Source organism: Allokutzneria multivorans (genome assembly GCF_039537405.1).
Lineage (GTDB): Bacteria > Actinomycetota > Actinomycetes > Mycobacteriales > Pseudonocardiaceae > Allokutzneria > Allokutzneria multivorans.
The window spans coordinates 163,927-187,135 of sequence record NZ_BAABAL010000008.1 but is presented as its reverse complement, the minus strand read 5'-3'; the positions used below and the strand labels follow the sequence as shown (position 1 = coordinate 187,135).

General features: G+C 69.1%; 26 protein-coding genes. 12 read left to right on the top strand and 14 right to left on the bottom strand.

The genetic code is table 11. From position 1 onward, the window contains the following. Positions 1–105 precede the first annotated feature (105 nt). The gene (locus ABD798_RS14250; protein WP_344874745.1) at positions 106–2,043 is read left to right on the top strand and encodes a UvrD-helicase domain-containing protein; all 1,938 of its coding nucleotides are present in this window, start codon (positions 106–108) and stop codon (positions 2,041–2,043) included. On the opposite strand, the gene ABD798_RS14245 is transcribed toward ABD798_RS14250, so the two are convergent. Further along, the gene (locus ABD798_RS14245) at positions 2,016–2,456 is read right to left on the bottom strand and encodes a VOC family protein (protein ID WP_344874743.1); all 441 of its coding nucleotides are present in this window, start codon (positions 2,454–2,456) and stop codon (positions 2,016–2,018) included. The two genes, ABD798_RS14250 and ABD798_RS14245, sit on opposite strands and share 28 nt — an antisense overlap. Continuing rightward, on the bottom strand, positions 2,453–2,803 hold the full coding sequence (locus tag ABD798_RS14240; RefSeq protein WP_344874741.1) for a PadR family transcriptional regulator: 351 nt from the start codon (positions 2,801–2,803) through the stop codon (positions 2,453–2,455). The genes ABD798_RS14245 and ABD798_RS14240 overlap by 4 nt, the downstream gene beginning before the upstream one ends. Positions 2,804–2,864: 61 nt before the next feature. On the opposite strand from ABD798_RS14240, the gene ABD798_RS14235 reads away from it, so the two are divergent. Then, positions 2,865–3,245 carry a glyoxalase superfamily protein gene (locus ABD798_RS14235; protein ID WP_344874739.1) on the top strand — a complete coding sequence of 127 codons (381 nt, stop codon included), beginning with the start codon at positions 2,865–2,867 and terminating at the stop codon, positions 3,243–3,245. 128 nt (positions 3,246–3,373) lie between these two features. Here the strand turns inward: ABD798_RS14235 and ABD798_RS14230 are convergent, their stop codons facing one another. The 3 genes from ABD798_RS14230 to ABD798_RS14220 form a co-directional block, all read right to left on the bottom strand. Further along, positions 3,374–3,889, bottom strand: coding sequence for a hypothetical protein (locus ABD798_RS14230; protein ID WP_344874737.1), 516 nt, complete (start codon positions 3,887–3,889; stop codon positions 3,374–3,376). Positions 3,890–3,936: 47 nt separating this feature from the next. Next, positions 3,937–4,854 carry an exonuclease domain-containing protein gene (locus ABD798_RS14225; RefSeq protein ID WP_344874735.1) on the bottom strand — a complete coding sequence of 306 codons (918 nt, stop codon included), beginning with the start codon at positions 4,852–4,854 and terminating at the stop codon, positions 3,937–3,939. A gap of 125 nt (positions 4,855–4,979) precedes the next feature. Next, entirely contained in the window at positions 4,980–5,441 is a 462-nt protein-coding gene (locus tag ABD798_RS14220) for an NUDIX hydrolase (protein ID WP_344874733.1), read from the bottom strand. A 126-nt stretch (positions 5,442–5,567) separates the two neighbouring features. Between ABD798_RS14220 and ABD798_RS14215 the strand changes: the two genes are divergently transcribed. Continuing rightward, positions 5,568–6,164, top strand: coding sequence for a class I SAM-dependent methyltransferase (locus ABD798_RS14215; RefSeq protein ID WP_344874731.1), 597 nt, complete (start codon positions 5,568–5,570; stop codon positions 6,162–6,164). Between the two features lie 16 nt (positions 6,165–6,180). After that, entirely contained in the window at positions 6,181–6,555 is a 375-nt protein-coding gene (locus ABD798_RS14210) for a YchJ family protein (RefSeq protein ID WP_344874983.1), read from the top strand. On the opposite strand, the gene ABD798_RS14205 is transcribed toward ABD798_RS14210, so the two are convergent. Next, positions 6,536–7,654, bottom strand: a complete 1,119-nt coding sequence (locus ABD798_RS14205) for an endonuclease (protein ID WP_344874981.1) — start codon at positions 7,652–7,654, stop codon at positions 6,536–6,538. The two genes, ABD798_RS14210 and ABD798_RS14205, sit on opposite strands and share 20 nt — an antisense overlap. 276 nt (positions 7,655–7,930) lie before the next feature. Here ABD798_RS14205 and ABD798_RS14200 point away from each other — a divergent pair, with 276 nt between their 5' ends. Beyond that, positions 7,931–8,500: a TIGR03086 family metal-binding protein gene (locus ABD798_RS14200; RefSeq protein WP_344874729.1), complete on the top strand. Its 570-nt coding sequence runs from the start codon at positions 7,931–7,933 to the stop codon at positions 8,498–8,500. Positions 8,501–8,568: 68 nt separating this feature from the next. Here the strand turns inward: ABD798_RS14200 and ABD798_RS14195 are convergent, their stop codons facing one another. Both ABD798_RS14195 and ABD798_RS14190 read right to left on the bottom strand, forming a co-directional pair. Next, positions 8,569–8,889, bottom strand: coding sequence for a hypothetical protein (locus ABD798_RS14195; protein WP_344874727.1), 321 nt, complete (start codon positions 8,887–8,889; stop codon positions 8,569–8,571). A gap of 110 nt (positions 8,890–8,999) precedes the next feature. Beyond that, the gene (locus ABD798_RS14190; RefSeq protein ID WP_344874725.1) at positions 9,000–10,199 is read right to left on the bottom strand and encodes an MFS transporter; all 1,200 of its coding nucleotides are present in this window, start codon (positions 10,197–10,199) and stop codon (positions 9,000–9,002) included. Between the two features lie 122 nt (positions 10,200–10,321). Between ABD798_RS14190 and ABD798_RS14185 the strand changes: the two genes are divergently transcribed. Beyond that, a complete protein-coding gene (locus tag ABD798_RS14185; RefSeq protein WP_344874723.1) occupies positions 10,322–11,122 on the top strand; it encodes an IclR family transcriptional regulator in 801 nt (266 codons plus the stop codon). Between the two features lie 4 nt (positions 11,123–11,126). Here the strand turns inward: ABD798_RS14185 and ABD798_RS14180 are convergent, their stop codons facing one another. Then, positions 11,127–11,660, bottom strand: coding sequence for a hypothetical protein (locus ABD798_RS14180; protein ID WP_344874721.1), 534 nt, complete (start codon positions 11,658–11,660; stop codon positions 11,127–11,129). Positions 11,661–11,794: 134 nt separating this feature from the next. After that, positions 11,795–13,390 (bottom strand): carboxylesterase/lipase family protein, encoded by a 1,596-nt coding sequence (locus tag ABD798_RS14175; protein WP_344874719.1) that lies wholly within the window; start codon positions 13,388–13,390, stop codon positions 11,795–11,797. A 267-nt stretch (positions 13,391–13,657) separates the two neighbouring features. Here ABD798_RS14175 and ABD798_RS14170 point away from each other — a divergent pair, with 267 nt between their 5' ends. After that, positions 13,658–14,032: an FKBP-type peptidyl-prolyl cis-trans isomerase gene (locus ABD798_RS14170; RefSeq protein WP_344874717.1), complete on the top strand. Its 375-nt coding sequence runs from the start codon at positions 13,658–13,660 to the stop codon at positions 14,030–14,032. Positions 14,033–14,083: 51 nt separating this feature from the next. On the opposite strand, the gene ABD798_RS14165 is transcribed toward ABD798_RS14170, so the two are convergent. Further along, on the bottom strand, positions 14,084–14,494 hold the full coding sequence (locus ABD798_RS14165; protein WP_344874715.1) for a hypothetical protein: 411 nt from the start codon (positions 14,492–14,494) through the stop codon (positions 14,084–14,086). A gap of 142 nt (positions 14,495–14,636) precedes the next feature. Between ABD798_RS14165 and ABD798_RS14160 the strand changes: the two genes are divergently transcribed. Together ABD798_RS14160 and ABD798_RS14155 are read left to right on the top strand one after the other, a co-directional pair. Next, entirely contained in the window at positions 14,637–15,605 is a 969-nt protein-coding gene (locus ABD798_RS14160; RefSeq protein ID WP_344874713.1) for an isopenicillin N synthase family dioxygenase, read from the top strand. Between the two features lie 355 nt (positions 15,606–15,960). Beyond that, positions 15,961–17,073, top strand: coding sequence for an HNH endonuclease signature motif containing protein (locus ABD798_RS14155; protein ID WP_344874710.1), 1,113 nt, complete (start codon positions 15,961–15,963; stop codon positions 17,071–17,073). Between the two features lie 4 nt (positions 17,074–17,077). On the opposite strand, the gene ABD798_RS14150 is transcribed toward ABD798_RS14155, so the two are convergent. Continuing rightward, on the bottom strand, positions 17,078–17,935 hold the full coding sequence (locus ABD798_RS14150; protein WP_344874708.1) for a siderophore-interacting protein: 858 nt from the start codon (positions 17,933–17,935) through the stop codon (positions 17,078–17,080). A 109-nt stretch (positions 17,936–18,044) separates the two neighbouring features. Between ABD798_RS14150 and ABD798_RS14145 the strand changes: the two genes are divergently transcribed. Next, positions 18,045–18,716 carry an SDR family oxidoreductase gene (locus tag ABD798_RS14145; RefSeq protein ID WP_344874706.1) on the top strand — a complete coding sequence of 224 codons (672 nt, stop codon included), beginning with the start codon at positions 18,045–18,047 and terminating at the stop codon, positions 18,714–18,716. A 138-nt stretch (positions 18,717–18,854) separates the two neighbouring features. Then, entirely contained in the window at positions 18,855–20,105 is a 1,251-nt protein-coding gene (locus ABD798_RS14140; RefSeq protein WP_344874979.1) for a nitric oxide synthase oxygenase, read from the top strand. On the opposite strand, the gene ABD798_RS14135 is transcribed toward ABD798_RS14140, so the two are convergent. Next, on the bottom strand, positions 20,038–20,652 hold the full coding sequence (locus ABD798_RS14135) for a TetR/AcrR family transcriptional regulator (RefSeq protein ID WP_344874704.1): 615 nt from the start codon (positions 20,650–20,652) through the stop codon (positions 20,038–20,040). The two genes, ABD798_RS14140 and ABD798_RS14135, sit on opposite strands and share 68 nt — an antisense overlap. 42 nt (positions 20,653–20,694) lie before the next feature. Between ABD798_RS14135 and ABD798_RS14130 the strand changes: the two genes are divergently transcribed. Beyond that, on the top strand, positions 20,695–22,437 hold the full coding sequence (locus tag ABD798_RS14130; protein ID WP_344874702.1) for an SDR family oxidoreductase: 1,743 nt from the start codon (positions 20,695–20,697) through the stop codon (positions 22,435–22,437). Here the strand turns inward: ABD798_RS14130 and ABD798_RS14125 are convergent. After that, positions 22,400–23,179, bottom strand: coding sequence for a hypothetical protein (locus ABD798_RS14125; RefSeq protein ID WP_344874700.1), 780 nt, complete (start codon positions 23,177–23,179; stop codon positions 22,400–22,402). The genes ABD798_RS14130 and ABD798_RS14125 overlap by 38 nt on opposite strands. Positions 23,180–23,209: the final 30 nt, after the last annotated feature.

Below are 23,209 nucleotides of genomic sequence, written 5' to 3'. Positions count from 1 at the left end.
CGATTCGTCAGGCTGTTCCCCTACACGAAGGTGCGCGTTTCCCTCCTTTGCGCGACCGCCGCTGCCTAGCGTGCTGAGCAGGGGTGAACGGACAAAGGGGGGCTCGTGGCTCTGACCAACCAGGCACGGCGACAGGTGGAGCGGGAAGCGGGCGCGGTGCTGACGTCCGCTTTGCCGGGCCTTCGTCCGGAGGCCCGGCAGATCTTCGTCGCGCTTCTCGCGAAGACCGCCGAGGGCTGGCGGCTCTTCGTCCGCCGGGATTCAGCGCGAACTGGCGCGGACGCCTTCCTGGTCGGGCACAACGGGGTGTCCGCCATCGTCGTGAGCGAGACCGCCCCGGCCGGAGAAGCCGTTGTGCGGCACGCGGAAGGACGGTGCTCTGGCATTCGCGGTCCCGGCGCCCAGGCCCTCTCGCCGAGCTCTGTGCACTTCGTGCTGGTCAAACCCGGAGGTTCCGCTTCTGACAAGAGCAACGGGGCATTCCGCTGTTTGACGGCTGCCACCCTCCAGAAGCTGTTCCAGCGCGATCTCGCGCACCTGACCAAGCGCCAGGTGGAGGCGATCGCCGACCAGCTAGGCACTCGCCTGACCGGTTACGAGGAAATGCGAGTCGACGCGCCGGAGAGCGCCCCTGAGCAGGCCGGTCTGCTCGATGCCGCCGATCTCGAAGAAGACCACCTGACGAACGCACAGGAAGGCACCTTCGAATCCTGGAGAACCTTTCTCCACCCGCACCAGCAGGCGGTGGCCACGCGCAACTACAACGGGCCAGCGCGGATCAGCGGCCCGGCCGGAACGGGCAAGACCGTGGTGGCGCTGCACAGACTCCGTTACCTGGCAAGGCGTTCCACCGGACCGCTGTTGTTCACCACGTTCGTCCGGTCTCTTCCGCCGGTTCACCGCAACACCTTCCGCAGGCTCGCACCGGAGCTCTCCGAGCGCGTGGAGTTCGTTCACCAGCACGCGTGGGCACGCGAGTTCCTGAATCAGCGGAACGTGGTGGTGAACCTCGACCGCAGAAGCGTCTCCAACGCGCGCAGCAGTGCTTGGGTGGAGCACCGCGATTCGCTGGCACCGCTGAACCCCAACCCCCACTACTGGAACGACGAGATCAGCAGGGTCATCAAGGGCAGAGGTCTCACCACGTTCGCCGAGTACGCCAAGGTGGATCGTCCCGGACGCGTTCTGCGCCTCCACCCGAGCCAGAAGCAGCTCGTGTGGCAGTTCTTCGAGACCTATCAACAGAAACTGGCTGACAAGGGACTGCACGACTACGCCGACGTCATTGAACTGGCGCTGGCGGAGTTGCGGCGCGAACCGCTCGTCAAGCCCTACGCGGCGGTGGTCGTCGACGAGGTGCAGGACATCACGCTTTCTGGACTGCGCATGCTGAACGCGTTGGCGGGCGAGGGTCAGAACCGGCTTCTCCTCGTGGGAGACGGGCAGCAGCAGGTTTACGCCGGTGGTTGGCGCCTGTCCGACGCGGGAATCGCCATCCAGGGACGCGGAGAAGTGCTGAAGGTGAACTATCGGAACCGGGACAAGGTGTTGTCCTTCGCACAGGGTTTCGACGCGAAGAACCACGTCGACGACCTGGACGGAGCCGCCGGGGTCGCGTTGCGCGATGCGGAGTGCGCCAATCCGGGCGGCACGACTCGTTCCTGGAAGGGTCCGGAGAAGGAGTTCGCGGACGAGCTGCTCAAGGTGATCCGCGAACTGCCGGTGCCGCTGGGAAACGCGGCCGTGATCGTGTTCCAGCACAACGCGCTCGAACGGTGCAAGGAACTGCTGCGCAGGGCGAAGATCGCTTACCAGGACCTGGAGTCCTACAACGGCGAACACAACGACAAGCTGAAGATCGGCACGGTGCTCCGGGCGAAGGGGGTGGAGTTCCAGGCGGTCCTCGCCGTCCACTTCGCACAGTCCACTGTGGACGACGAAGAGCTCCAGGGGCGCCAGCACCTCGTCGCCGCCACGCGGGCGCGCGATCACCTGTGGTGGGGTGTCGTGCGGGCTCAGACCTCCGGCGGCGTGCGGCCGTAGATCTCCTCCGGGCTCAGCTGTTCGCGCGCCGTCGAGACGGCCCAGCGGTGCCCGAACGGGTCGCGGAACGCGCAGAAGCGCTCGCCCCAGAAGGCTTCCTGGAGCGGGATCTCCTCCTCGGCACCCGCCCATCGAGCCCTGCGGTGGACCGTGTCGACGTCCTCGACCTCCACGTGCAGCTGCACCGGGCTGCCGCCGATGGTGGGCGGGGCGAGCGCGTCCAGCGACGGCGTCTCCTCGCTGATCAGCAGACGGTGGTCGCCGATGGCCAGCTCGACGAACAGGACCGTGCCGTCGGGCAGCCGGTTGCGCCACAGCTCGTGGGCCTGGAAAACCTTGGCGTAGAAAGCGATCGCGGCCTCGGTGTCCTTGACGAACAGGTGCGGCGCGAAGCCGGTCGGGCGGGTGCTCACGCGCACTTCCGCTCGGTGAGCAGTCCCGCGGTCCTTGCGGCCTCGACGAAGGCGGCCATCAGCTCGGCCTCCTTGCGCACGGCCTGGCCGCCGAGCGCGGTCAGCTCGTAGTAGCGGCGGCGCGCGTCGTGCGGGGCGTCCGGGTCGGCGCCCTCAGTCTCGGTGACGAGCCCGTCGGCGACCAGGCGCGCGAGCGTCCGGTACAGCGTGCCGGGGCCGAGCTTGACCGTGCCGCCGGAGGTCTGCTCGACGAAGGTCATCACGCCGTAGCCGTGCCCCGCGCCGCCCGCGAGCGCGAGCAGCACCTGGAAGGCCGCCGGGGTCAGCGGTGCCGTTGCGGAACTCACCCCCGAAGGATACAGTCCGGCCTCGTTGTATCCATGATGGATATACGAGGAGGGGTCTGACGTGATCACGGGTGTGAGCAAGGTCGTGCTGACGGTGCGGGACTGCGACGCGGCCAAGGAGTTCTGGGTGGGGCGCATGGGCTTCGCGGTGGAGACCGACGCCGAGTACGGCGAGGGCGCGCGCTGGCTGGAGGTGCGCTCCCCCAGCGGCGTGACCCTGGTGCTGGACGGCAAGAGCCCCGACCGCGCGGGAGATCGTTCCGTGCCGGAGGAGCTTCCGCACTCCAACGTGTTCTTCACCTGCGAGGACATCGAGAAGACCTACGCGGAGCTGGTCGAGCGCGGCGTGCGCTTCCCGCAGCCGCCGGTGAAGCAGCCGTGGGGCTGGTGGTCGCTGTTCGAGGACCAGGACGGCACGCGCTACGCGCTCAACCAGGGGTAGCCGAAGCGGGCGGTGCAGTGCCACAGGCGCTTCAGACGCTGCGAGCCGCGTCGCCGATCACGCGCGCGTCAACAAATCCTGACCACGCAAGGGGTTCCAGTGCGCAATCGCCCGCTCGCGCGGAGTCCTCACGCGGCCCCGCGCACCGCGAGCGCGACCGGGCGCCGCTCGCGGCCGTGCGGCAGGTACTTGCGAGTGGAGCGCTCGCCCTCGATCTCGTCCCAGACGATCGCCATCCGCTCCAGCCACCTGGCGACCGTCAACGCGGGCTCCGCGCCCAGCCCTGCCCTGTCCAGCGCAGCCATGTCCAGCGGCTGGGGCAGTGTCGGCCAGCTCGGCTGCTTCGGCTTCTTCTCCAGCGCTTCGTAGACCGCCTGGAGTTCCTCGCACAGCGCGGCGAAACCCTTGAGCGTGGCGTCCGGGTCGATGTGCGCCTCGACCCGCACGCCGAGTCGCCGCAGCGCCTTCTCCCCCGCCGCCGTCGCCAGCACCCTGCGCCCGCGCACCAGCAGGTCGATCTTCGCGACCTCGCGCACCGCCAGCACCCACGCGCCCGTGAGCCGGGGCATGCCCGTGTCGAAGCCGGTGTGCACGTGCCAGATGGCGACCTCGTCGCTGCGCGCGTCGACAACGCAGTCGGTCATCTTCTCCTCCAAGTGCGGGCGAGCCCCGTTCCTACCAGAGCCGCCGTTCACGAAGCCATCCGGAGCAGCCACTCGAACTCGAACTCGGTGAGCACTTCGATGGGCTGTCCTTTCTGACGCAGCTTCAGCGCTTTCGCGGCTTTGCCCGTCATGAACTCGTCCTGGCTGTCGCCGGTGAACCCGCCGCCGATCACCAGCCGAGTGGTGCGTTTCGTGACGCCCGGCTCCGGAGTAGCGCCCAATCTCGCCACGGCATCCCACGCGTCCTGACGTCGACGGGACAAAGCCCCGGTGAACACGATGACCTGTCCGTGCAGCGGGTGGTCGACGGCAGCATCGGTGACGACAATGGGAGCGACCAGTCCTTGCGATGAGCCAGAAACGCATCCGCGCCAGGAATCGGAGCGCAGTTCTCCGAGCCGCGCGCCGACGGTCGTGCCGAACTCCTCCACCGTCGCACTCCCGCGCTTGTCCGCCATCGCCAGGAAGATCCGGGCGCACGCCTCCGCGTCCTCGGCGGCGTCGTGGTGCGACTCCAGTGGAACTCCGAGCGCCTCGGCGACGAAGGGGAGTCGGTAGCTGACCAGGTCCAGCTCACGGCGCGCCCACACGAGCGTGCAGCCGTACCGCAGCGTCGGCCAGCTCGTGCCCTCGGCGTCGCAGGCCTGGCGAAGGGCGCAGGTGTCGAAACCCGCGTTGTGCATGATCACCGGCCGGTCCCCGATGATCGCGAGAGCGTGATCGAGCCGTTCCGAAAAACGCGGTTCTCCCGCGACCATTTCCGGCCGGATCCCGTGCAACCCCACGTTGAAACCGTCGAAATGACCGATCGACTCCGGTGGGCGGCAGAGCCAGGAATACCGTTGCGCGATCGAGCCGTTCTCGACGACCACCAGCCCGATGGCGCAGATCGAACCCCTGCGCGCGTTCGCGGTTTCCACATCCAGAGCGACGAAGTCCAGCACGTGACCTCCCAGCACCGCCGATGATCGACAGCTCGGAGATCGACAAGAACGGGCGCCGCGTTTCTCCTGTCAGATAACGAAAAGGGAGCGCCTCACGAGTATTGGCACTTGCCCAATGCGATCACTCAGTCCAGGACCTCTTCCAGGCGGTCCAGGAAAACGCGTTGTCCGCCAACGATTTTCTCCCTGGCCTCGGCGAGGGGGAACCAGGCGACGCGGTCGACCTCGGGGAACTCCCGCACGGTCCCGGAGCCCTTGGGCCACTCCATGGTGAACGTGCCGGGGACGACGTCGGCCGGGTCGAGGTCGCCGCGCACGGCCCACGCGGTGACCTGCTTGCCGCCGGACTGCTTCACCTCGCCCAGCGGGACCAGTTCGCCCTCCGGCACGCTGAGACCGAGTTCCTCGGCGAACTCGCGCCGGGCCGCGGTCTCCGGTGTCTCGTCGTCGCCGTACTCGCCCTTGGGCAGCGACCACGCGCCCGCGTCCTTGCGCGCCCAGAAGGGCCCGCCCATGTGGCCGAGGAGGACCTCGGGCCCCTCCTCCGCCGAGCGGAACACCAGGATTCCCGCGCTTCGCCGCACCATGGGCCGAGCTAACCACGTGTGACGGAGAACTCAGCGAGGTGACCACGATCCAGTGAGGGGGAATTGTCAACAGTGCCGTCGTGCCGCCACGATCAAGATCAGCGGCCCGAGGTACGAGGAGAGCGGTTGTCCACCAGAACCGGCCACGGCGAGGCGTTCGCGCGGGCCTACGACCGGCTGCACGCGGACCGGGACGACATCCCCACGCTCGTCGACTTCGTCAGGACCAGGGCTGATCCCGGGGTCCTGTTGGAACTGGGTGTCGGGACGGGCCGACTGGCGATCCCGCTGGCGAAGGCGGGGGTGCGCGCCTACGGGGTGGACGCCTCCGCCTCGATGTTGGCGCGGCTGCGGGCGAAGGACCCCGAGCGGCTGGTCACCGTGTTCGAGGGGTGCATGACCGAACCGCCGATCACCGCCCCGTTCGGGTGCGTGCTGATCGCGTGCGACACGCTGGCCGCGCTGCCGGACCGCGTGGCGTGGGCGAAGTGCTTCGGCGCGGTGGCCCAACGGCTCTCGGCGGACGGCAGGCTGATCATCGAGGGCGCACTGCCCGATCCGACGTCCTGGGGCAGGCCGACGCGCATCCCCCGGCCGGAGGAGCTGGACCTGCTGGGGCGCAACGTGGCGCTGCGCCTGACCGAGCGCTACGAGGACTACGCGCAGCGGCCGTTCACCCAGGTCTCGCCGAAGTGCGTCTCGGTGTACCAGCGCGTGCTGTGAGAATCAGGGCGTGGCCATGACCTGCCCGTGCGGGCTCGACAAGTCCTACGACGAGTGCTGCGGTGCCCTGCACTCCGGAAGCGCCGCCGCGTCGACGGCCGAGCAGCTGATGCGTTCGCGCTACAGCGCCTTCGCCGTCTCCGACGAGGCCTACCTGCTGCGCACCTGGCACCCTCGAAGTCGTCCGTCCACAGTGGACTTCGATCCGCGCCAGCGGTGGACGGGACTGCAGATCCTGTCCACCACCGGCGGCGGGGTGTTCCACACCGAAGGCACCGTCGAGTTCGTCGCGAGCTACCGCGTCCGAGGTCGTGCCGGCGAACTGCGCGAGAACAGCGACTTCGTCCGCGTCGACGGGCTGTGGGTGTACGTCAGGGCCAGATCAGACTGACCCACTCGGGGTGGTCGATGAACGGGTTCCTGTTGTGCTGGAAGCGGTCGAAGATGAGCTGGTTGCGCTTCTTCTCGAAGGCGTCCGGCTTGTCCTGCTCGCTCCACTGCTTCAGCACCGACAGCTTGCCCATGAACGGGTTCGTGCCGTTGTTGACGGTGTCGTTGACCTCGAGGTCGGGGAAGCCGTCGCCGCCCGCGTAGCGCACCGCCATGTAGAAGATCATCCGAGCGACGTCGCCCTTGGCGTGGTCGGCGGGCTCCCACGAGTCCTCGTCGGTGCGGTTGCCGGGCGCCTCGGACACGGGCGAGCCGCCCATGTCGAAGTCCTTGTTGCCGCGCGTGGAGTTCACCGAGACGTCGGTCGGGCGCAGGTGGTGGATGTCGGTACCGGGTCCGGTCGCGGTACCGAAGTTGCCGTGGGACTTGGCCCAGACGTGCTCGCGGTTCCAGTTGTCGGGGTTGCCACCGCTGGCGGCCTTGCTCAGCGACCGGTTCTCGTAGAACAGCATCACGTTGGCGCTGTTGTTCGGGTCCTCGTCGGTGACCTTGAGCGCTTCCCACACCTGGTCGTAGGAGAGCTTGGTGTTGGTCTTGATGATGGTGTGCAGCGCGGTCTTCAACGCGGGGCCGGTCTTGCCGATCGCGTCCTTGTAGTAGTCGTCGGCGCCGACCGGCGGCGGGCTCGTGGTCGGTGGCGGAGTGGTCGGTGGCGGAGTGGTCGTCGGCGTGGTCGGCCCGCTCGGCGCGATCGCGGTCGGCGAGGTCAGCCCGGCGTGGCTGAAGTACGGGCCGAGCTTGCCGGTGACGTCCAGCCGCTTGCCCAGCAGGCTCGGCGTGCTCCTCAGGCCGTAGGCGGCCCGGAACGACGAGGTGATCTGGACGTAGAGCATCCGCGAGGTCGCGGTCTCGCCCGCCGTGTCGGCCAGCGCGATGGCGGTGTCACCGGTGAAGTTCGAGCGCAACACCGTGGAGGCGGCGGTCGGTTGACCGACGACGTAGCCGCGCACGGTCGCGGAGGAGCCGTTCTGCTGACCCATCGCCTGGGCGACGGTGAGCGGGGTGGCCGCGCTCGCGGTGGTGGGACCTTGGACCAGCACGACCGCGGCGACGACGCCCAACGAGACGGCCAGTGAACTCCAGCGACTTCTCCGGGTGGCAAGCACAGGCGGTGTCCTCTCCCCGACGTTGACGGAGAGTGTCCGGATGTCGCCATATCGAGGGAAGGGAGCCTTTCAATCTTCTCCGAAGAGTGAACAGATTGAGGCTTTCCGTTGTCAGAGCGCCAACTCTGCCACTCAGCCAGGAGACGAGAGGCCATCGCGTTTTGCCGGTCGCATAATCTTGCGCGCACTCGAAGCGGCGGAAGGAGCACGGTGAGCGACGCGGTTGCGCGGTACCAGCGGGCCATGGCGGGATTCGACGCGGTGGCGGGGGCGGTGCCCGAGGACCGGTGGACCGCCGCGTCCCCGTGCCGGGGCTGGACCGCGCGCGATCTCGTCGGCCACGTCCTGAGCTCGCAGGACATGCTGTTCGCGTGGATCGCCGGGAAGCGGCCTAGCATGCCGGACGAGGACCCGGCGGCCAGGATCGGCGACGACCCGCGCGGAGCGTGGCGCGCCACCTACGCCGAGGTCGGCACCGCGCTCGCCGAACCCGGTCTCGCGCAGCGCCCGGTGTCCACCTATCCCGGCGGACCGTCCACTGTGGACGAGATCTTGGACAGTGGACTGGTCGAACCGCTCGTGCACGCGTGGGACCTGGCGCGCGCGGCGGAGGTGGAGTACACGCTCGACGACGCACTGGCCACGGAGTGCTTGCGCGCCATGAAGGAGCACGAACGGCGCGTGCGCCTGTCCGGCATGTTCGGCTCGGAGAACCCGGTCAGCGACGACGCGACCCCGGGCGAGCGGCTGCTGGCCTTCCTGGGCCGCACGCCGAACTAGACACCTCTTGTCCGTTTCGTACGCACAGGGGTCACAAGCTCCGCCATGCGTACGAAACGGAGGGCGGGTCAGGGCGCGGGGGCTTCCTCGGTGGGCTGTTCCTGCTGCTCTCCGAGGGCGAAAGCGACCTGGCCGTCGTCGGTGACCTCGGCGTCGAGGATCTTGTCGTCGAGGTAGACCGCGGCGAGCGGGTCGAGGAAGACGTGCGTGCCCTCGCCCGCGAGCACCTGGTCGTCCTCCTCGGGCCCCGGGGTGATCGACATCTCCAGCGCTCCGGGCTGGCCGCCGTCGGTGGTGGCGGCGATCCGCAGTCCTGATCCATCGGGCACCCCCTCGGCGGAGGTGATGGTGCGGACGACCTCGATGGCCGTGGGGGTGAAGACGAGCATTCCGCTCTCCCTTCCGGGGATCTCGGCGATCGAAGCCGGCAACGCTAGCCGGGTACCCGGAACCTCGCAGGATGAACGCGCGGGCCGATGAAGAGTTCTCGAAGCAGACCCTACTTCCGTTGGTGGGCCTTGCCGACGCCGAGCAACGCCACCGCGCCGAACGCGCCCACCACCGCGAAAGCGTAGAAACCCCAAGGGTATGCGAGCCCGGCGGTGAGCAACGCGCCGCCGAGCAGGGGCCCGGAGATCGCGCCGATCCTGCCGACCCCGGCAGCCCAACCCAGCGCCGTGGCACGGTTGTCCGCCGGGTAGACCCGCCCGATGCAGGCGTACACGAGGACCTGCGAGCTGAACACGAAGAACCCGGCTGCGAACACCGCCGCGTAGACACCGAACTGCGGCAGGCGAACGCTGAGCAGCGCGAGCGCGAGCGCCGCGACGGAGAACCACGCGATCCCGGAGCGGCGCACGCCGAGGCGGTCGGCGATCGAACCGGCGACGAGCAGGCCGACGATCGCGCCGATGTTCAACGTCAGCAACAGACCGAGCGCGTCGCCGAGCTCGTAGCCGGCCGCGCGCATGATCTGCGGCAGCCACGTGTTCAGGCCGTAGACCAGCAGCAGTCCCATGAACGAGGCCGCCCAGAACGCCACGGTCGACCGGCCGCGCCCGTCGCGGAACAACGACGCGATGGTGGCCAGCGAGGAGCTGGACCGGTTGCGGGAGAACGACTCCGACTCGGGAAGGTGACCGATCATGAGAGGTACCAGCACGAGGGCGGGCGCGGCACCGATCAGGAACATCGCCCGCCACCCCAGGCTCGGGATGACCACGATGCCCAGCAGCGCCGTGAGCACCGCGCCGACGTGGTAGCCGGTCATGATCGTCGTGGTTCCGCTGACCCGGCCCTCCCTCGCCTGCTCGGTGACCAGGGTGATCGCCGTCGGCAGGCAGCCGCCGAGCCCGATGCCCGCCAAGAACCTCAGCAGCCCGAACACCTCCGCCGACGGCGCGACCGCGCACAGCGCCGTGCACAAAGAGAATCCCGCGACGGCGAAGACCAGGGCCCTGCGCCTGCCGATCTGGTCGGTGACCGTCCCGATCACCAGCGCCCCGACCATCATGCCGAGCAGGCCGACCGTCGAGACCACCGAGGCGCTCGCCGGGGTCAGCCCCCACACGGCCCCGTCCAGCAGCGTCGGCAAGACGGTACCGAGTACCACGAGGTCGAAGCCGTCGAGCAGCACTGCGCTCCAGCACAGCGGGAGGACCCACCGTGCGTCGAGCTGGACCTGGTCCTGCGTGGCCATGAGACCTCCGGCGCGAGAAGGGCTTGCGGTGCGCCAAGGGTGCTGGCAACACTTCCCCCGCGCACAGAGATCTTCCGTTCACCGGAAGCCCCGGCAGTCTCCCACCGACGAAAGGCACCGCGATGCCGAGCCCACCGCCGAGCGTCTCCGCGCGGCTGCTCAGCGTGCTGGAGGCGTTCAGCCCCGGCAGCACGCGGCTGACGTTGTCGGAGATCGCCCGGCGCACGGGCCTGCCGCTGACCACCGCGCACCGCCTGGTCGGCGAGCTGACCGCGTGGGGAGGCCTGGAGCGCGACAGCGCGGGCGGCTACCAGATCGGCTTGCGGCTGTGGGAGATCGGCGCGCTGGCCCCGCGCGGGCTCGGCCTGCGCGAGACGGCGATGCCGTTCCTGGAGGACCTGTACGAGGCGACGCACCAGAACGTGCAGCTCGCCGTGCTCGACGGCAACGACGCGGTGTTCCTGGAGCGCCTGTCCGGCCGCGAGGCCGTGCACGTGGTCACCCGCGTCGGCGGACGGCTCCCGGCGTACGCGACCGGGGTGGGGCTGGTGCTGCTCGCGCACGCGCCGCACGAGATCCAGGAGTCCGCGATCTCCTTGCCGCTCAAGCGGTTCACCGACAGGACGATCCCGAGTGGAGCCGAGCTGCGGCGGGTGCTCGCCGATGTGCGGCGCCAGGGCTTCGCGATCAGCGACGGCCAGATCGAGCTCATCGCCGTGTCCGTCGCGGCCCCCGTGCACGATCACGACGACGCGGTGGTCGCGGCGATCTCCGTCGTTGTGCCCTCGGAGGACGGCGACGCCTACGCGCTGCTGCCCGCCGTGCGAGCGGCGGCCAGGGGAATCTCCCGCGCGCTGGGCTCCCCCAGCGCGCGCCGCCTGCCCGGCCCGGTGCACCGCGAGACGTTCAGCGCACCGGGCTAGCGGCTCAGGAGATCGTCAACTCGCTGCTGAACTCGGTGGTTGCTTCTTCGGCCTGGGCGAGCACGGCCGAGCGCTGCGCGGGGCCGCTCACCCGGTAGGCGAAGGAGAAGCGCAGGTTCGCCATGCCGGTCTTGCCGCCGACGTTGACCGGGAACGCGCAGTGGCCCCACAGGTCGTAGTTCTTGTTGCGCGCGTTCCTCGGGACCGACGAGTGCCAGGTGTAGGTCACCGCGATGTTGGCGTGGTGGTCGGAGTACGGCAGCTGCATGTGCCCGGCCTTGCAGGTCATCCGGCCCGCCGCGATGGCGCGGATCTTGGGCGAGACGGTGAAGGACCACGGCATCGTCACGGCGTCGTTGGCCATCCACCTCGCGCTGACCTGCGCGGTGAAGGTGCCGTTGGAGTCGACGCGCTTGTAGGACGGCGACGGGCTGGCGAAGGTGTGCCGGGGCCCGATGGCCTCGGCGGGGATCGCCGTCCCGGCGAGCACGACCGCGGCGAGGGCGGTGACCAGGGCGGAGGAGAGCGAGCGGCGCATGAACTTCCTTGTCAGGCTCTAACCAAATGCTGCGATTTCTCGCCAAGTAGAACCCGCGAACGCGCTCGAACAGCCCTTTTGTCGCCGCAGTCACACAAGGTAATCACTTCTCACTACGCTGGGTAGCGAGTGGATCACCTCAGGGAGTTCCAGAAAGCCAGCTTGTGCTGGGCCGCGTAGTCGACCCGCCCGATGTTGCGCTCACCCGGCGCGAGCTGCTGCGCGGACTCCCCCGCGCTGAACGGCTCCCACCTCGGCAACGACGGCCCGTTGGGATCCGCCGAGCGCGCGAAGTTCGCCCAGTACCGCATCATGTCCGCGGAGAGCGTGCGCTGCGCGGGAGTGATCCGGCCCTCGAAGTCGGCGTCGCGGAAGAGGTACGGCACGTCGGCGGCGTGGAAGGCGCCCGGCGGCAGGCTCGGCGGCAGCGGCAGGTACATCGGCGCGCCGCGGTCGGCGAAGGAGTAGAGGTAGGTCGGCGCCTTCCCGGAGAACAGCCCCGCCTGCTCGAAGTTCGCCCGCGCCCACATCCCGTCGGTCAGCAACGCCGCCCACGCCACGCTCGGCGAGGCGTAGTCGGAGAGCGGGTAGTTCGCGATGATCTTAGGAGCGCGAGCCCCGTACGCCTCGGCGACCAACTGCGGGAACCTTTGCGGCGTAACAGGTTTGCCGAGCATGTCGTGAAAGAGCCCGACGAAGGCGGTGTGCTCGTCGCGAGTGGTGCCGGTGATCACCGGAACCGGCTGCGCCCGGCCTTCGCGGAGCACCTTGGCGGGAAGCTCCGGCAGTGCCGTCGTGCCGAAGGCCAGCGGCTGGAACAGCTTCATCTGCGGGAGCAGTCTCGCCACCGGCAGCGCGCGCAGGCAGTCCAGCGCTCGTACGGGGTCCGCGCAGCCCGCTTCGGCGGCGATCCTGGCTCCGTCTCCCTCGGCTTCGGCGAGCGAGCGCCAGCCGTACCACTCGATCGCGGGCAGGTCGGGCATCATCGTCGCGGCGGGCAGGTCCATCAGCGCGAACCCGCTCTGCACGATCGCCCGGTGGAACAGGCCCTTCGAGGCCGGCGCGGTCAGGTGCGCGGAGGTGGCCAGCGCGCCGTAGGACTCGCCGAAGAGCGTCACGTTGCCCGGGTCGCCGCCGAACTCGCGGATGTTGTCCCGCACCCAGCGCAGCGCGGCCTGCTGGTCCTGCAACCCGAATGAACCGGAGTCCCTCAACCCGGGGTGGGCGAAGCCGCCGAACACACCGAGCCGGTAGTTGATCGTCACCACGACCACGTCGCCGGTCTTGGAGAGCTGACGCGCGTCGAAGTAGCTTCCCGCGCCGACGACTCCGTCCCCGTGCACCCACACCATGGTCGGCTTCGGCGCGCGCGGGGTCGCCGAACGCGGCGCGGTCACGTTGAGGAACAGGCAGTCCTCGGTGGAGCTGTCGGACTGCGCGTACGCGGTGGACTCCTGTGGGCACGCGTTGCCGGGCTTGGTCGCATCGCGGACTCCGGCCCAGGACTCGGCGGGCTGCGGCGAACGCCAGCGCAGCGGGCCGGAGGGCGCGGCGGCGTAGGGAATGCCGGAGAAGGCGCGGTGTTCGGACGTCACGATTCCGCGCAGTGTTCCGGCGGTTGTGCGCAGAACAGCGCCGTCGTCCCCGCCCGGACCGAGCGGTCCAGCGCAGCCGACAGCCATCAGGAGAAGGGCGGACAGCAGGATCGCGGAGACACGTCGCGTGCTCATGTTAAAGGAATACCCACTCGTCGTTCGCGCAGACCGGGCCATCGGTCATGAATCTCAAGTACCCTTTGTCATGCGATTTTCATGTTATTCATCATGCTCGCCGTCGCGGCAATTCATCGAGGCCGCACGAGTGGACCACAACACGCCGGGGAAAACTACCTCGATCGAGTTAATTAACGTGAAGACGAACCCGGTACGCGTCCCGCTCGGCCCACACCGCATGATGGGGGCTCAGCACTGGACGGCAACAGCACAGGAGGAGCCGGCATGGCCCTGGAGAAGCCCGAGGTCGACAAGTACGAGGGCGACGCGCCCGCTGACCTGGTCGCCACCGACCTCGTCGTCGGCGAAGGCGACGAGGCGACGGCGGGCAGGCTCGTCAGCGTGCACTACGTCGGGGTGTCGCACTCCACCGGCGAGCAGTTCGACGCGTCCTGGGACCGCGGCGAGACCTTCGAGTTCCCGCTCGGCGGCGGCCGCGTCATCGCGGGCTGGGACCGGGGCGTGCAGGGGATGAAGGTCGGCGGGCGCCGTCACCTCGTCATCCCGGCGCACCTCGGCTACGGCGACCGCGGCGCGGGCGGCGTGATCAAGCCCGGCGAGACGCTGATCTTCGTGGTGGACCTGCTCGCGGTGCACTAGTCCTTGTCCTGCAAGACGGCCCGGGTGTCGCGCACCCGGGCCGTTGTCGTGTCAGGAGCGGTAGAACCTGGTCGGCTTGCCGCACTTGTCGGTGCCGTCCAGCAGGTGGCGGCAGACGCGGAGCTTGATGCCGGTGACCGGCGTGACCGTCTCGTAGACCATCCGCTGCGTCCGGCTCCCGGCGTGGGAATCAGGGCCCGCGAAGTACTTCCACGAGTAGTTCGGCTGGGCGCGCAGCGCGACCTCCACCTGCACGCCGACGCGGCCGTGCCCCGGCGCCGGGTGGAATTCGACGGACAGCGTCATCGGGTAGTGCATGTAGCTGGACTTGCCCCAGGTCACCGAGCCCTTGGCCCAGCCGTCCGCGCTGGAGAACCTGGCGATCGCCTCGGCCGACGCCGGGCTCGCCAGGCCGACGGTCACCACGACGGCCAGTGCCGCGGACAGGAGCGCGCGCTTCATCTTCGGGTGGTCCTTTCGCTCGTACGACCGGCAAACTCGCCCGGGGACCGGCGCGAGCACAACCCGGTGGTTCAACGTTTCCTTGCCCCGGCTTCGGTTCTGGGCAGAATGTCGGAGCGGGTCCCGCGAGCGGAGGGTGGCCATGACTGTTCCCCACGACGACGTCCCCAGCATCGACCTCGAACCCTGGTTCCACGGTTCGGAGTCCGACCGTCGCGCCGTAGCGTCCACAGTGGACAGTGCGCTGCGCGAGTCGGGTTTCCTCCTGGTGACCGGCCACGGCGTTCCCGCCGAGCTGCGCGCGTCGGTGCGCGCCTCGGCCAGGGAGTTCTTCGCCCAGCCCGAGCCGGTGAAGCAGCGCTACGCCGTGAAGGTCGGCGAACGCGGCTGGCTCCCGCCCGGCGTCGAGGCCAACGGGCTCGCCGAGGGCACCGTCACGCCTCCAGATCTCAAAGAGACCTATTCGGTCGGCTCCGAAGAGAAGACCGGCGACGCCGAACTCGACGAGTTCTGGTTCCCGGACAACGTGTGGCCCGCCGAGTCCCCGTCACTGCGCGCGCACGCCCAGGAATACCTGTCCCGAATGCGCGCGCTCGCCGACGAACTGCTGACCGTGTGCGCCGTCGCACTGGACAAGGACGAGGACTTCTTCACCCGGGAAACGCGCCACCCGTCGTTCACCATGAACATCAACCGGTATCCGCCGATGACCGACATCGGCGAACCCGAGCCCGGCCAGTTCCGCATCGGCCCGCACACCGACTTCGGCACCGTGACCATCCTGGACCGCGAAATGGGCCTGGGCGGGCTTCAAGTGCACACACTGGACGGCCGGTGGGTGGACGCGCCGTACGACCCGGCGGCGTTCACGATCAACATCGGGGACCTGCTGGCCAGGTGGACCGGGGACCGGTGGCGTTCGACGCGACACCGGGTTCTACCGCCGGACCCACGGGCGCCCGCGGAAGAGCTGGTTTCGCTGATCTTCTTCTATGAATGTTCGCCGAAGACGGTGGTGACGTCGCTGGGACCGCCGGTGGGGGTTCGGGAGTATCCGCCGGTGTTGGCCGATGCTTATCTTCGGGGGAAGTTGGCGGCTATTTCTGTGTGAGGTTGTGGGTTTCGGGGCGGGGATGGGTGGGGGTTCCAGCTGGGGGACGGCTGGCTTCCGGGTCGGGGACGGCTGGGCTTCCTGCTGGGGGACGGCTGGGCTTCCAGCCCGCGTCGGTTCCAGCGTGGGGTCGGCTTGACCTGGGGCCCCTCGCGCGTGCCGTGGTAGGCCGGGCGGGCACGGGATGGATCCCGGCCCCGCTGGGAAGCGTATGGCACGCGCACCCCAGGTAAAGCCGACCCAGTTTCGTCTGCGGCTTCCTGTTTCGTGGGGGTTGCGTTTTCGGCGTGTTCGACGCCTGGCAATTCATCCGTTAGAGCCATGATCGTCTATTTTATTCACGTAGAATAGAGGTATGGACCCTGACGCTGTCCTTAAAGCGGCCTTCACGGGCATGGGTAAAGCCGTAGCTGAGTTTTCGGTGACCCTGCTCAACTATGTATCCGATCTTGAACCTCGTGATCGGGAATTCTCTGAAGAGCTGTTGATGCGTGAACTGCGCGTGTCGAGGGTGAAAGCGGGTTGGTTGATCGACCGTGCCACCGACCTCACCTCCCGCCCAGGAGTCTTGAAGGCGATGGTCGAAGGCCGAGTCGATGAGGGCAAAGCGCTCATGATCATCGACCTGCTCCGAGTTCTCTCGGCTGTGCACGCCGCGATCGCCGAAGAAGCTCTGTTGGCGCATGCGGAGAAGAACTCCTACTCGACCACCCGCCAGTACGCGGTTCGGTTCATCCACCGTCTTGATCCGAAGGCTGCTGAACGCCGCTTCCAAGCCAAACGCAAGCAGCGCATGGTCGAGAAGATCAACCTCGACGACGGCATGGCCCTCATCCGGCTGATGATGACCGCCCACGACGCCGCCATGGTCTACGACCACGTCAACCGCATCGCCCGATCCCTGCCCAAAGATGACCGGACCCTGGACCAGAAACGCTCCGATGTCGCCCGGGACTTGTTGTTGGGCCATGACACCCCGGCGCCGCAGGGTCAGACGATGGTCTACCTGACCATGCCCATCACCTCGGCGTTCGGGATGACCAACGATCCGGCGATCCTTGGTGGTTACGGGCCGATTCCTGCTCGCATCGGCCGGGACATCGCCGCAGGCGGGATCTGGAAGCGGATCTTGACTGATCCGATGACCGGGATGGCTGAAGAGATCAGTCACGTCTACCGGCCGTCGCCGCAACAGCGAGAACTCATCGCCGCCCGGTATCCCACGTGCATGGCGATCGGGTGCAACCAGCCTGCTCATCGCTGCGACCTGGACCACTGCTGCCCGTTCGACGGGACGAACACGACGTTGAAGAACCTGCGGCCGAAATGCAGGCGCCATCATCGGATGAAGACGCATTCGAACTGGAAGTGCACCAACCAACCTGACGGGACGCACACCTGGACCACGCCGAACGGGAAGACCGAAGACGTGCACCCGGTGCCCATCGCCGAACCGGCGCCGTTCTAGGAACTCAGAGGGAGTCGTGGTCGGCGCCGCGACGCCAGTAGCCGGAGAAGTAGAGGGCGTCCTTGGCCACGCCGCGCTCGCGGAGCAGGTGACGGCGCACGTGCTTGATCACCGTGCACTCACCGGCGATCCACGCGTAGGCCTGGCCGGACGGGAGATCGGCCCGGCGGATGGCGTCGAGGAGACGGGACTCGCCGTGGTGGTGCGCGAGCCAGGTGATCTCGACATCGGCGGCGGTGTGGAAGTCCTGGCGGTCGGCGTCCTCGGGGACCTCGACGAAGACCTTCGCGACGGCTCCGGCGGGCAGGGACTCGACGATGCCGCCGATCGCGGGGAGCGCGGTCTCATCACCGGCGAGGAGGTGCCAATCGGTACCGGGTGCCGGGTGGTACTCGTAGCCGAGGATGGGGGCGTGCAGGGCGTTGGGGGCGAGCAGGCCCACGTGGTCGCCTCGCTGAGCGCGGGCCACCCAGGCTGAGGCGGGGCCGGTGTCGCCGTGCAGCACGAAGTCGACGTCGACCTCGTTGTGCTCGGGGCGGTGGCCGCGCAGCGTGTAGGTGCGCATCACCGGACGGACGTCGACGGGCTGCGCGAGGTAGTCCTGGTACCAACTGGGACCGCTGGTCAGCACGGGCTCCCGCTGACCGGCCAACGGGAAGAACAGCTTGATCCGCTGGTCCTTGCCAGCGCTGGTCAGCCCGGCGAGATCGGGGCCGCCGAGGGTCACCCGCGCCATGTTGGGGGTGAGCCTTCGCACCTCGCGCACCTGGGCGCGGAAGTGGACGTAGGACAGGACCTGCTCGGGCCGACCGAGGACCCGCTCGCGGGGTCGAGCCTCGGCGCTGTCGGTCGTCGCGGTCATGCGGGCCTTCCCTCACTGGAACACGGACCCGTCCGAGTAAAGCAAGGCATACCTAAGTGTTCAAGGGTTTGGCGCGGTGGATCCGAATACCCCTCACTAGCCTGGAGCCATGCGCATCGTCATCGCCGGAGGCCACGGCCAGATCGCCCTGCACCTGGAACGCCACCTCGCCGCGCGCGGGGACACCTCGGTCGGCATCATCCGCAACCCCGACCACGCCGACGACCTCCGGGCCGCCGGGGCCGAACCCGCCGTGCTGGACCTGGAGTCCGCGAGCGCCGAACAGGTCGCTGACGTGGTGCGGGGCGCCGACGCGGTGGTCTTCGCCGCAGGGGCCGGACCGGGCAGCGGCTCGGCTCGCAAGCTCACCGTGGACCGCGACGCGGCGGCGCTGCTGGCCGAGGGCGCGCAGCTGGCCGGAGTCCGGCGGTACCTGATGATCTCCGCGATGAACGCCGACATCACGCCACCGCCGGACATGGACGAGACCTTCGCCACGTACCTGCGCGCCAAGAGCGAGGCCGACGCCGACGTGCGGGGCCGCGACCTCGACTGGACGGTGCTGCGACCGGGCGCGCTGACCAACGAGCCTGCGACCGGGCGGGTGCGGATCGCCGAGAAGCTGCCGAGGGGCTCGATCACCAGGGAGGACGTGGCGCTGGTGCTGCTGGAGCTGCTCGATTCCCCGGAAACGGCGCACCGCCAGGTCGAGGTGACCGGCGGTGAGCAGAGCGTGGCCGAGGCCGTCGCGCAGCTCGCTCACCAGGGTGATCATTCCTGATACGACTGCCGAGAGTGAGCGATCTTCGGATTTTTGGCTACCTGATCAGCGGTGACTGCCGATCGACCGGGCGTATAGGTTCACGCGGTGGCTGACGACAACGGAGCGCACGCCGGGACCTGGGCGCTGCCCCCGCACATGTCGGCACCGACCGAGGCACCCACCGGTGACCAGGTCGTTGACGCCGACGAGGCCGAGGAGTTCCTGAGGATCTTCCACGGCGAGAACCCGGACGCCGGACCGGTCGAGCGCCGAGTGGCCTGGGTGCGCACCGAGATCGAGATGACCGGTTCCTACCAGCACACCACCGCCGAGCTGTCCTTCGGCGCGCGGGTCGCGTGGCGCAACGCCGCGCGCTGCATCGGCAGGTTGTACTGGCGCAGCCTGCGCGTGCGCGACATGCGAGCGGTGCGCGGTGCGACCGAGGTGGCCACGCAGTGCGTCGAGCACCTGCGGCTGGCCCACAACAAGGGGCGGCTGCGCCCGCTGATCACGATCTTCGCGCCGGAGGTGCCCGGCAGGCCCGCGCCGAGGATCTGGAACGAACAGCTGATCCGGTACGCGGGCTACCGCGACGCCGACGGCGGGGTGCTCGGCGACCCGCGCTACGTCGACTTCACCAGCACCGTGACGTCGATGGGCTGGCAGCAGCCGAGGGAGCGCGGGCGCTTCGACGTGCTGCCGCTGGTGGTGGAGACCCCCGAGGAGGGACCGAGGCTGTTCCCGCTGCCGAGGACGGCGATCGACGAGGTGCGGCTGACCCACCCCGACCACCCGTGGTTCACGGAACTGGGTCTCCGTTGGCACGCGGTACCAGCGATCAGCAACATGCGCATGGTCATCGGCGGTGTCTCCTACCCCGCCGCGCCGTTCAACGGCTGGTACATGGGCACCGAGATCGGTGCGCGCAACCTGGCGGACGCCGACCGCTACAACATGCTGCCGGAGCTGGCGAACCGATTGGGACTGGATACCAGCAGCGAGACGACGCTGTGGCGCGACCGCGCGCTGGTGGAGCTCAACCGCGCGGTGCTGCACTCCTACGCCGAGGCGGGTGTGACGATCACCGATCACCACACCGAGTCGCAGCACTTCCTCAGGCACATCGACAAGGAGGAGCGCGCGGGTCGCAAGTGCCCCGCCGACTGGAGCTGGATCGTGCCGCCGGTGTCGGGCGGGCTGACGCCGGTGTTCCACCGCTACTACGACACCGACCACCTCAAGCCGGAGTTCGTCGTGGACCCCGATGCCGCCGAGCGCGGTCTGAAGGGCTGCCCGGCGCACTACGCGGACCGTCGCCCGGCGCCGGAGGCGGAGGAGGTCAAGCCCGTGCTGTGGGCGTACCTGCGCGGTCCGGTGGCGACAGGACCGCGAGCAGGTTCTCTGTGAGCAGTCCGGCGAGGTCGTCGCGGGCCAGGTCGCGGTGCTCCAGCCAGTGCAGCGTCATGGCCTCCGCTGCGGCGACCCAGGCGATGAGCACCAAGCGCGGTCGCGGGCACGCGCGGTCCAACCCCAGGCCCTCGAAGGCCAGCTCGGCGATCAGCTCGCGGGTGCGGTTGACGATCTCGGCGACCTCAGCGGCCTGACCGGCCCCGCGCAGCAGAGCGACGCAGCCGTGCGCGTGCCGCTCGGCGAAGTCGAGGTAACCCGATACGGCGAAGCTCAGGCGGGCCAGCGGCGGACCTGGCGGCGGCTCGACCGCGCGGGCGAGCTCGTCGACGGCGGCCAGCAGTGCGTGCAGGTACAGCGACCGCTTCCCGCCGAAGTAGCGGTACACCAGCGCCCTTGACGCACCGGCGGCGGAGGCGATCTCGTCGACGGTGACGTCCTCACCGCGACGCGTGCCGAAGAGCCGCTGCGCCGCGGCGAGGATCTCGTCCCTTCGCTGGGCGACGGGCAGTCGCCTGCGTGTGGCGTTGACACGAGTCCCGCTCACATCAATATTGGACATCACGTCTACTAGTGGTCGGGAGACGACATGCGCTCAGTCCGGTCCGGCTCGGCACGACTCGCGGTGTACGAGAGCGGAGCTCCCGATCGGCCGACAGTGCTGCTGGTGCACGGTTACCCCGACGATCATCACGTGTGGGACCGCGTCGCGCAGCGCCTGCGCGGGAAGTTCCACGTCGTCACCTACGACACGCGCGGCACCGGCACATCAGCTGGGCCGAAGGAGCGCTCCGGCTACCGCCTCGAACACCTCGGCGAGGACCTGCTCGCCGTCGCGGACGCCGTGAGCCCGGACCGGCCGGTGCACGTGGTCGGACACGACTGGGGCTCGATCCAGGCGTGGGAGGCCGTCACCGATCCCGCCGCGCGGCACCGGATCGCTTCGTACACAACGATTTCCGGGCCGTGTCTCGACCACGTCGGCCACTGGACGCGGAGCAGGCTGCGCCGCCCGAGCCCGCGAGGACTGCGGCAGCTCATCTCCCAGCAGTTGCACTCCCTGTACATCCTGTTCTTCCACATCCCCGTGCTGCCCGCCCTGTTGTGGCGCACCGTGATCGCGCGGAACTGGGCGCGGCTGCTCTGGCGCACGGAGAAGATCAAGTTTGACCGCCCGACCCGCGTGCTCGCCAAGGACGGTGTGCTCGGCATGGAGCTGTACCGCGCGAACATGGTGCCGCGCTTGAAGAATCCCCGTGAGCGGCGGACGACCGTGCCGGTGCAGGCGATCACTCCGCTGCACGACCGCTACGTCACCCCCGTGCTCGCCGAGGACCTGGAGCGCTGGGTGCCGGAGCTGTGGCGACGCCCGCTCGCCGCAGGGCACTGGGCTCCGCTGAGCCACCCTGAAGCGGTGGCGCGCATGGTCGAGGAGTTCGTCGAGCACGTCGAGACCGGGACGAGCACGCGCGCGCTGCGCCAGCACCGCGTCGCGGAGGGCCGGAAACCCTTCCAGGACAAGCTGATCGTCATCACCGGCGCGGGCAGCGGCATCGGGAGGGCCACGGCGGAGGCCTTCGCCGCGCAGGGCGCCGAGGTGATCGCCTGCGACATCAACGAGGTGGCCGCGAAGGACACCGTGCGGCGCATGGGTTCCGGGGCCGCGTACCAGGTCGACGTCTCCGACGAGGCGGCCATGCGGCGCTTCGCCGACATCGTGCTCGCCGACCACGGCATTCCCGACATCGTGGTCAACAACGCCGGGATCGGTGTGGCCGGGCCGTTCCTGGACACCTCGACGGAGCAGTGGAAGCGCGTGCTCGACGTCAACCTGTGGGGCGTGATCCACGGCTGCCGCCTCTTCGGCGCTGCGATGGCCGAGCGCGCGGAGGGCGGGCACATCGTCAACGTCGCGTCGGCGGCGGCTTACACGCCGACGCAGGTCCTGCCCGCCTACGCAACGACGAAGTCCGCTGTGCTGATGCTCAGCGAGTGCCTGCGCGCCGAGCTGGCGCAGAACGGCATCGGCGTCAGCGCGATCTGTCCGGGGCTCGTCAACACCAACATCGCCGCGACCACGACCTTCGTCGGGGCGAGCGAGGCCGAGCAGGCGGCGTTCCGCGAGCGCGCCGCGCAGGGATACCAGGTGCGCAACTACCCGCCGGAGCGCGTGGCCGCCCAGATCCTGCGCGGGGTGCTGCGCAACGCGCCGCTGGTCCCGGTCACCGCGGAGGCCAGGGTCGCGCTCGCGCTGTCCAAGGTCAGCCCGAGCGCGCTGCGCGCGTTCGCCAAGCTCACACCGCCGAGCGAAGAGCAGGAAGGCCGCGCCTGATCACCCTCGCGAACTCGCTGAGCAGGTCGGGCATGCGGTGCAGGTCGCCGTTGAGCGCGCACGCCTCGGCGAGCTCGTCGACGGTCAGCTGGCGGCCCGAGTCCTCCAGTTCGAACGCGGTCTGCCCTGACTGCACCGCGAGCAGCACCTGCTTGAGCGCGGCGCGCACGTCCTCGAAGACCTCCTCGGACAACTCCGGCAGTCTGTCCAACGTGGACATGTCGGGGAGGCGGCAGAGCCAGAAGTCGTTCCACTCGCTGCCCCACAACGCGTGCCGGGCGTCGTCGGGCTCCAGCAGGTAGTCCTCGGCGAGGCCCGGCCGGTGGCGGTTGACGACCTCCAGCAGCTGCGGTCTGGAGAGCAGGCCCGGGTTGATCACCGCGACCACCCTGGCCGGTTCCACCGGGGTGCCGTGCACCGCCTCCTCCATCGCCAGCACCGCGATGTCGGCGAACCACGCCGCGACCTTGCGGTAGGACTCCTTGGTGGAGGTGTCGTGCTGCTCGGCGAGGAACATCGTCTCCGTGCTGATCACCGCGAGCGGGTGCGCCACGTCCAGCCCCGACCTCGGCACCTTGGCCCTGCGGTGCGCCCGCACCGCCTCGCGGTAGTGGGACTCGGTCCGCTGCTGCGCCGCGCGCAGGACCTCGATCCGCTCGTCCAGCTCGGCGAGGACCTCGTCCACCTCCTCCCGGGTGAGCGCGGCGGCCAGTGCGATGCGGTCTTCGTCGATGCCAGTCACACCGGCGAGCCTGCCAACCCGATCAGGTTC

What these genes read in the sequence shown, in the direction of transcription:
- ABD798_RS14230 (WP_344874737.1), bottom strand. Translation starts at nt 3,889, where the DNA reads ATGACCGACTGCGTTGTCGACGCGCGCAGCGACGAGGTCGCCATCTGG.
- ABD798_RS14220 (WP_344874733.1), bottom strand. Translation starts at nt 5,441, where the DNA reads ATGGTGCGGCGAAGCGCGGGAATCCTGGTGTTCCGCTCGGCGGAGGAG.
- ABD798_RS14210 (WP_344874983.1), top strand. Translation starts at nt 6,181, where the DNA reads ATGACCTGCCCGTGCGGGCTCGACAAGTCCTACGACGAGTGCTGCGGT.
- ABD798_RS14195 (WP_344874727.1), bottom strand. Translation starts at nt 8,889, where the DNA reads ATGCTCGTCTTCACCCCCACGGCCATCGAGGTCGTCCGCACCATCACC.
- ABD798_RS14190 (WP_344874725.1), bottom strand. Translation starts at nt 10,199, where the DNA reads ATGGCCACGCAGGACCAGGTCCAGCTCGACGCACGGTGGGTCCTCCCG.
- ABD798_RS14185 (WP_344874723.1), top strand. Translation starts at nt 10,322, where the DNA reads ATGCCGAGCCCACCGCCGAGCGTCTCCGCGCGGCTGCTCAGCGTGCTG.
- ABD798_RS14180 (WP_344874721.1), bottom strand. Translation starts at nt 11,660, where the DNA reads ATGCGCCGCTCGCTCTCCTCCGCCCTGGTCACCGCCCTCGCCGCGGTC.
- ABD798_RS14175 (WP_344874719.1), bottom strand. Translation starts at nt 13,390, where the DNA reads ATGAGCACGCGACGTGTCTCCGCGATCCTGCTGTCCGCCCTTCTCCTG.
- ABD798_RS14170 (WP_344874717.1), top strand. Translation starts at nt 13,658, where the DNA reads ATGGCCCTGGAGAAGCCCGAGGTCGACAAGTACGAGGGCGACGCGCCC.
- ABD798_RS14165 (WP_344874715.1), bottom strand. Translation starts at nt 14,494, where the DNA reads ATGAAGCGCGCGCTCCTGTCCGCGGCACTGGCCGTCGTGGTGACCGTC.
- ABD798_RS14160 (WP_344874713.1), top strand. Translation starts at nt 14,637, where the DNA reads ATGACTGTTCCCCACGACGACGTCCCCAGCATCGACCTCGAACCCTGG.
- ABD798_RS14155 (WP_344874710.1), top strand. Translation starts at nt 15,961, where the DNA reads ATGGACCCTGACGCTGTCCTTAAAGCGGCCTTCACGGGCATGGGTAAA.
- ABD798_RS14150 (WP_344874708.1), bottom strand. Translation starts at nt 17,935, where the DNA reads ATGACCGCGACGACCGACAGCGCCGAGGCTCGACCCCGCGAGCGGGTC.
- ABD798_RS14145 (WP_344874706.1), top strand. Translation starts at nt 18,045, where the DNA reads ATGCGCATCGTCATCGCCGGAGGCCACGGCCAGATCGCCCTGCACCTG.
- ABD798_RS14140 (WP_344874979.1), top strand. Translation starts at nt 18,855, where the DNA reads ATGTCGGCACCGACCGAGGCACCCACCGGTGACCAGGTCGTTGACGCC.
- ABD798_RS14130 (WP_344874702.1), top strand. Translation starts at nt 20,695, where the DNA reads ATGCGCTCAGTCCGGTCCGGCTCGGCACGACTCGCGGTGTACGAGAGC.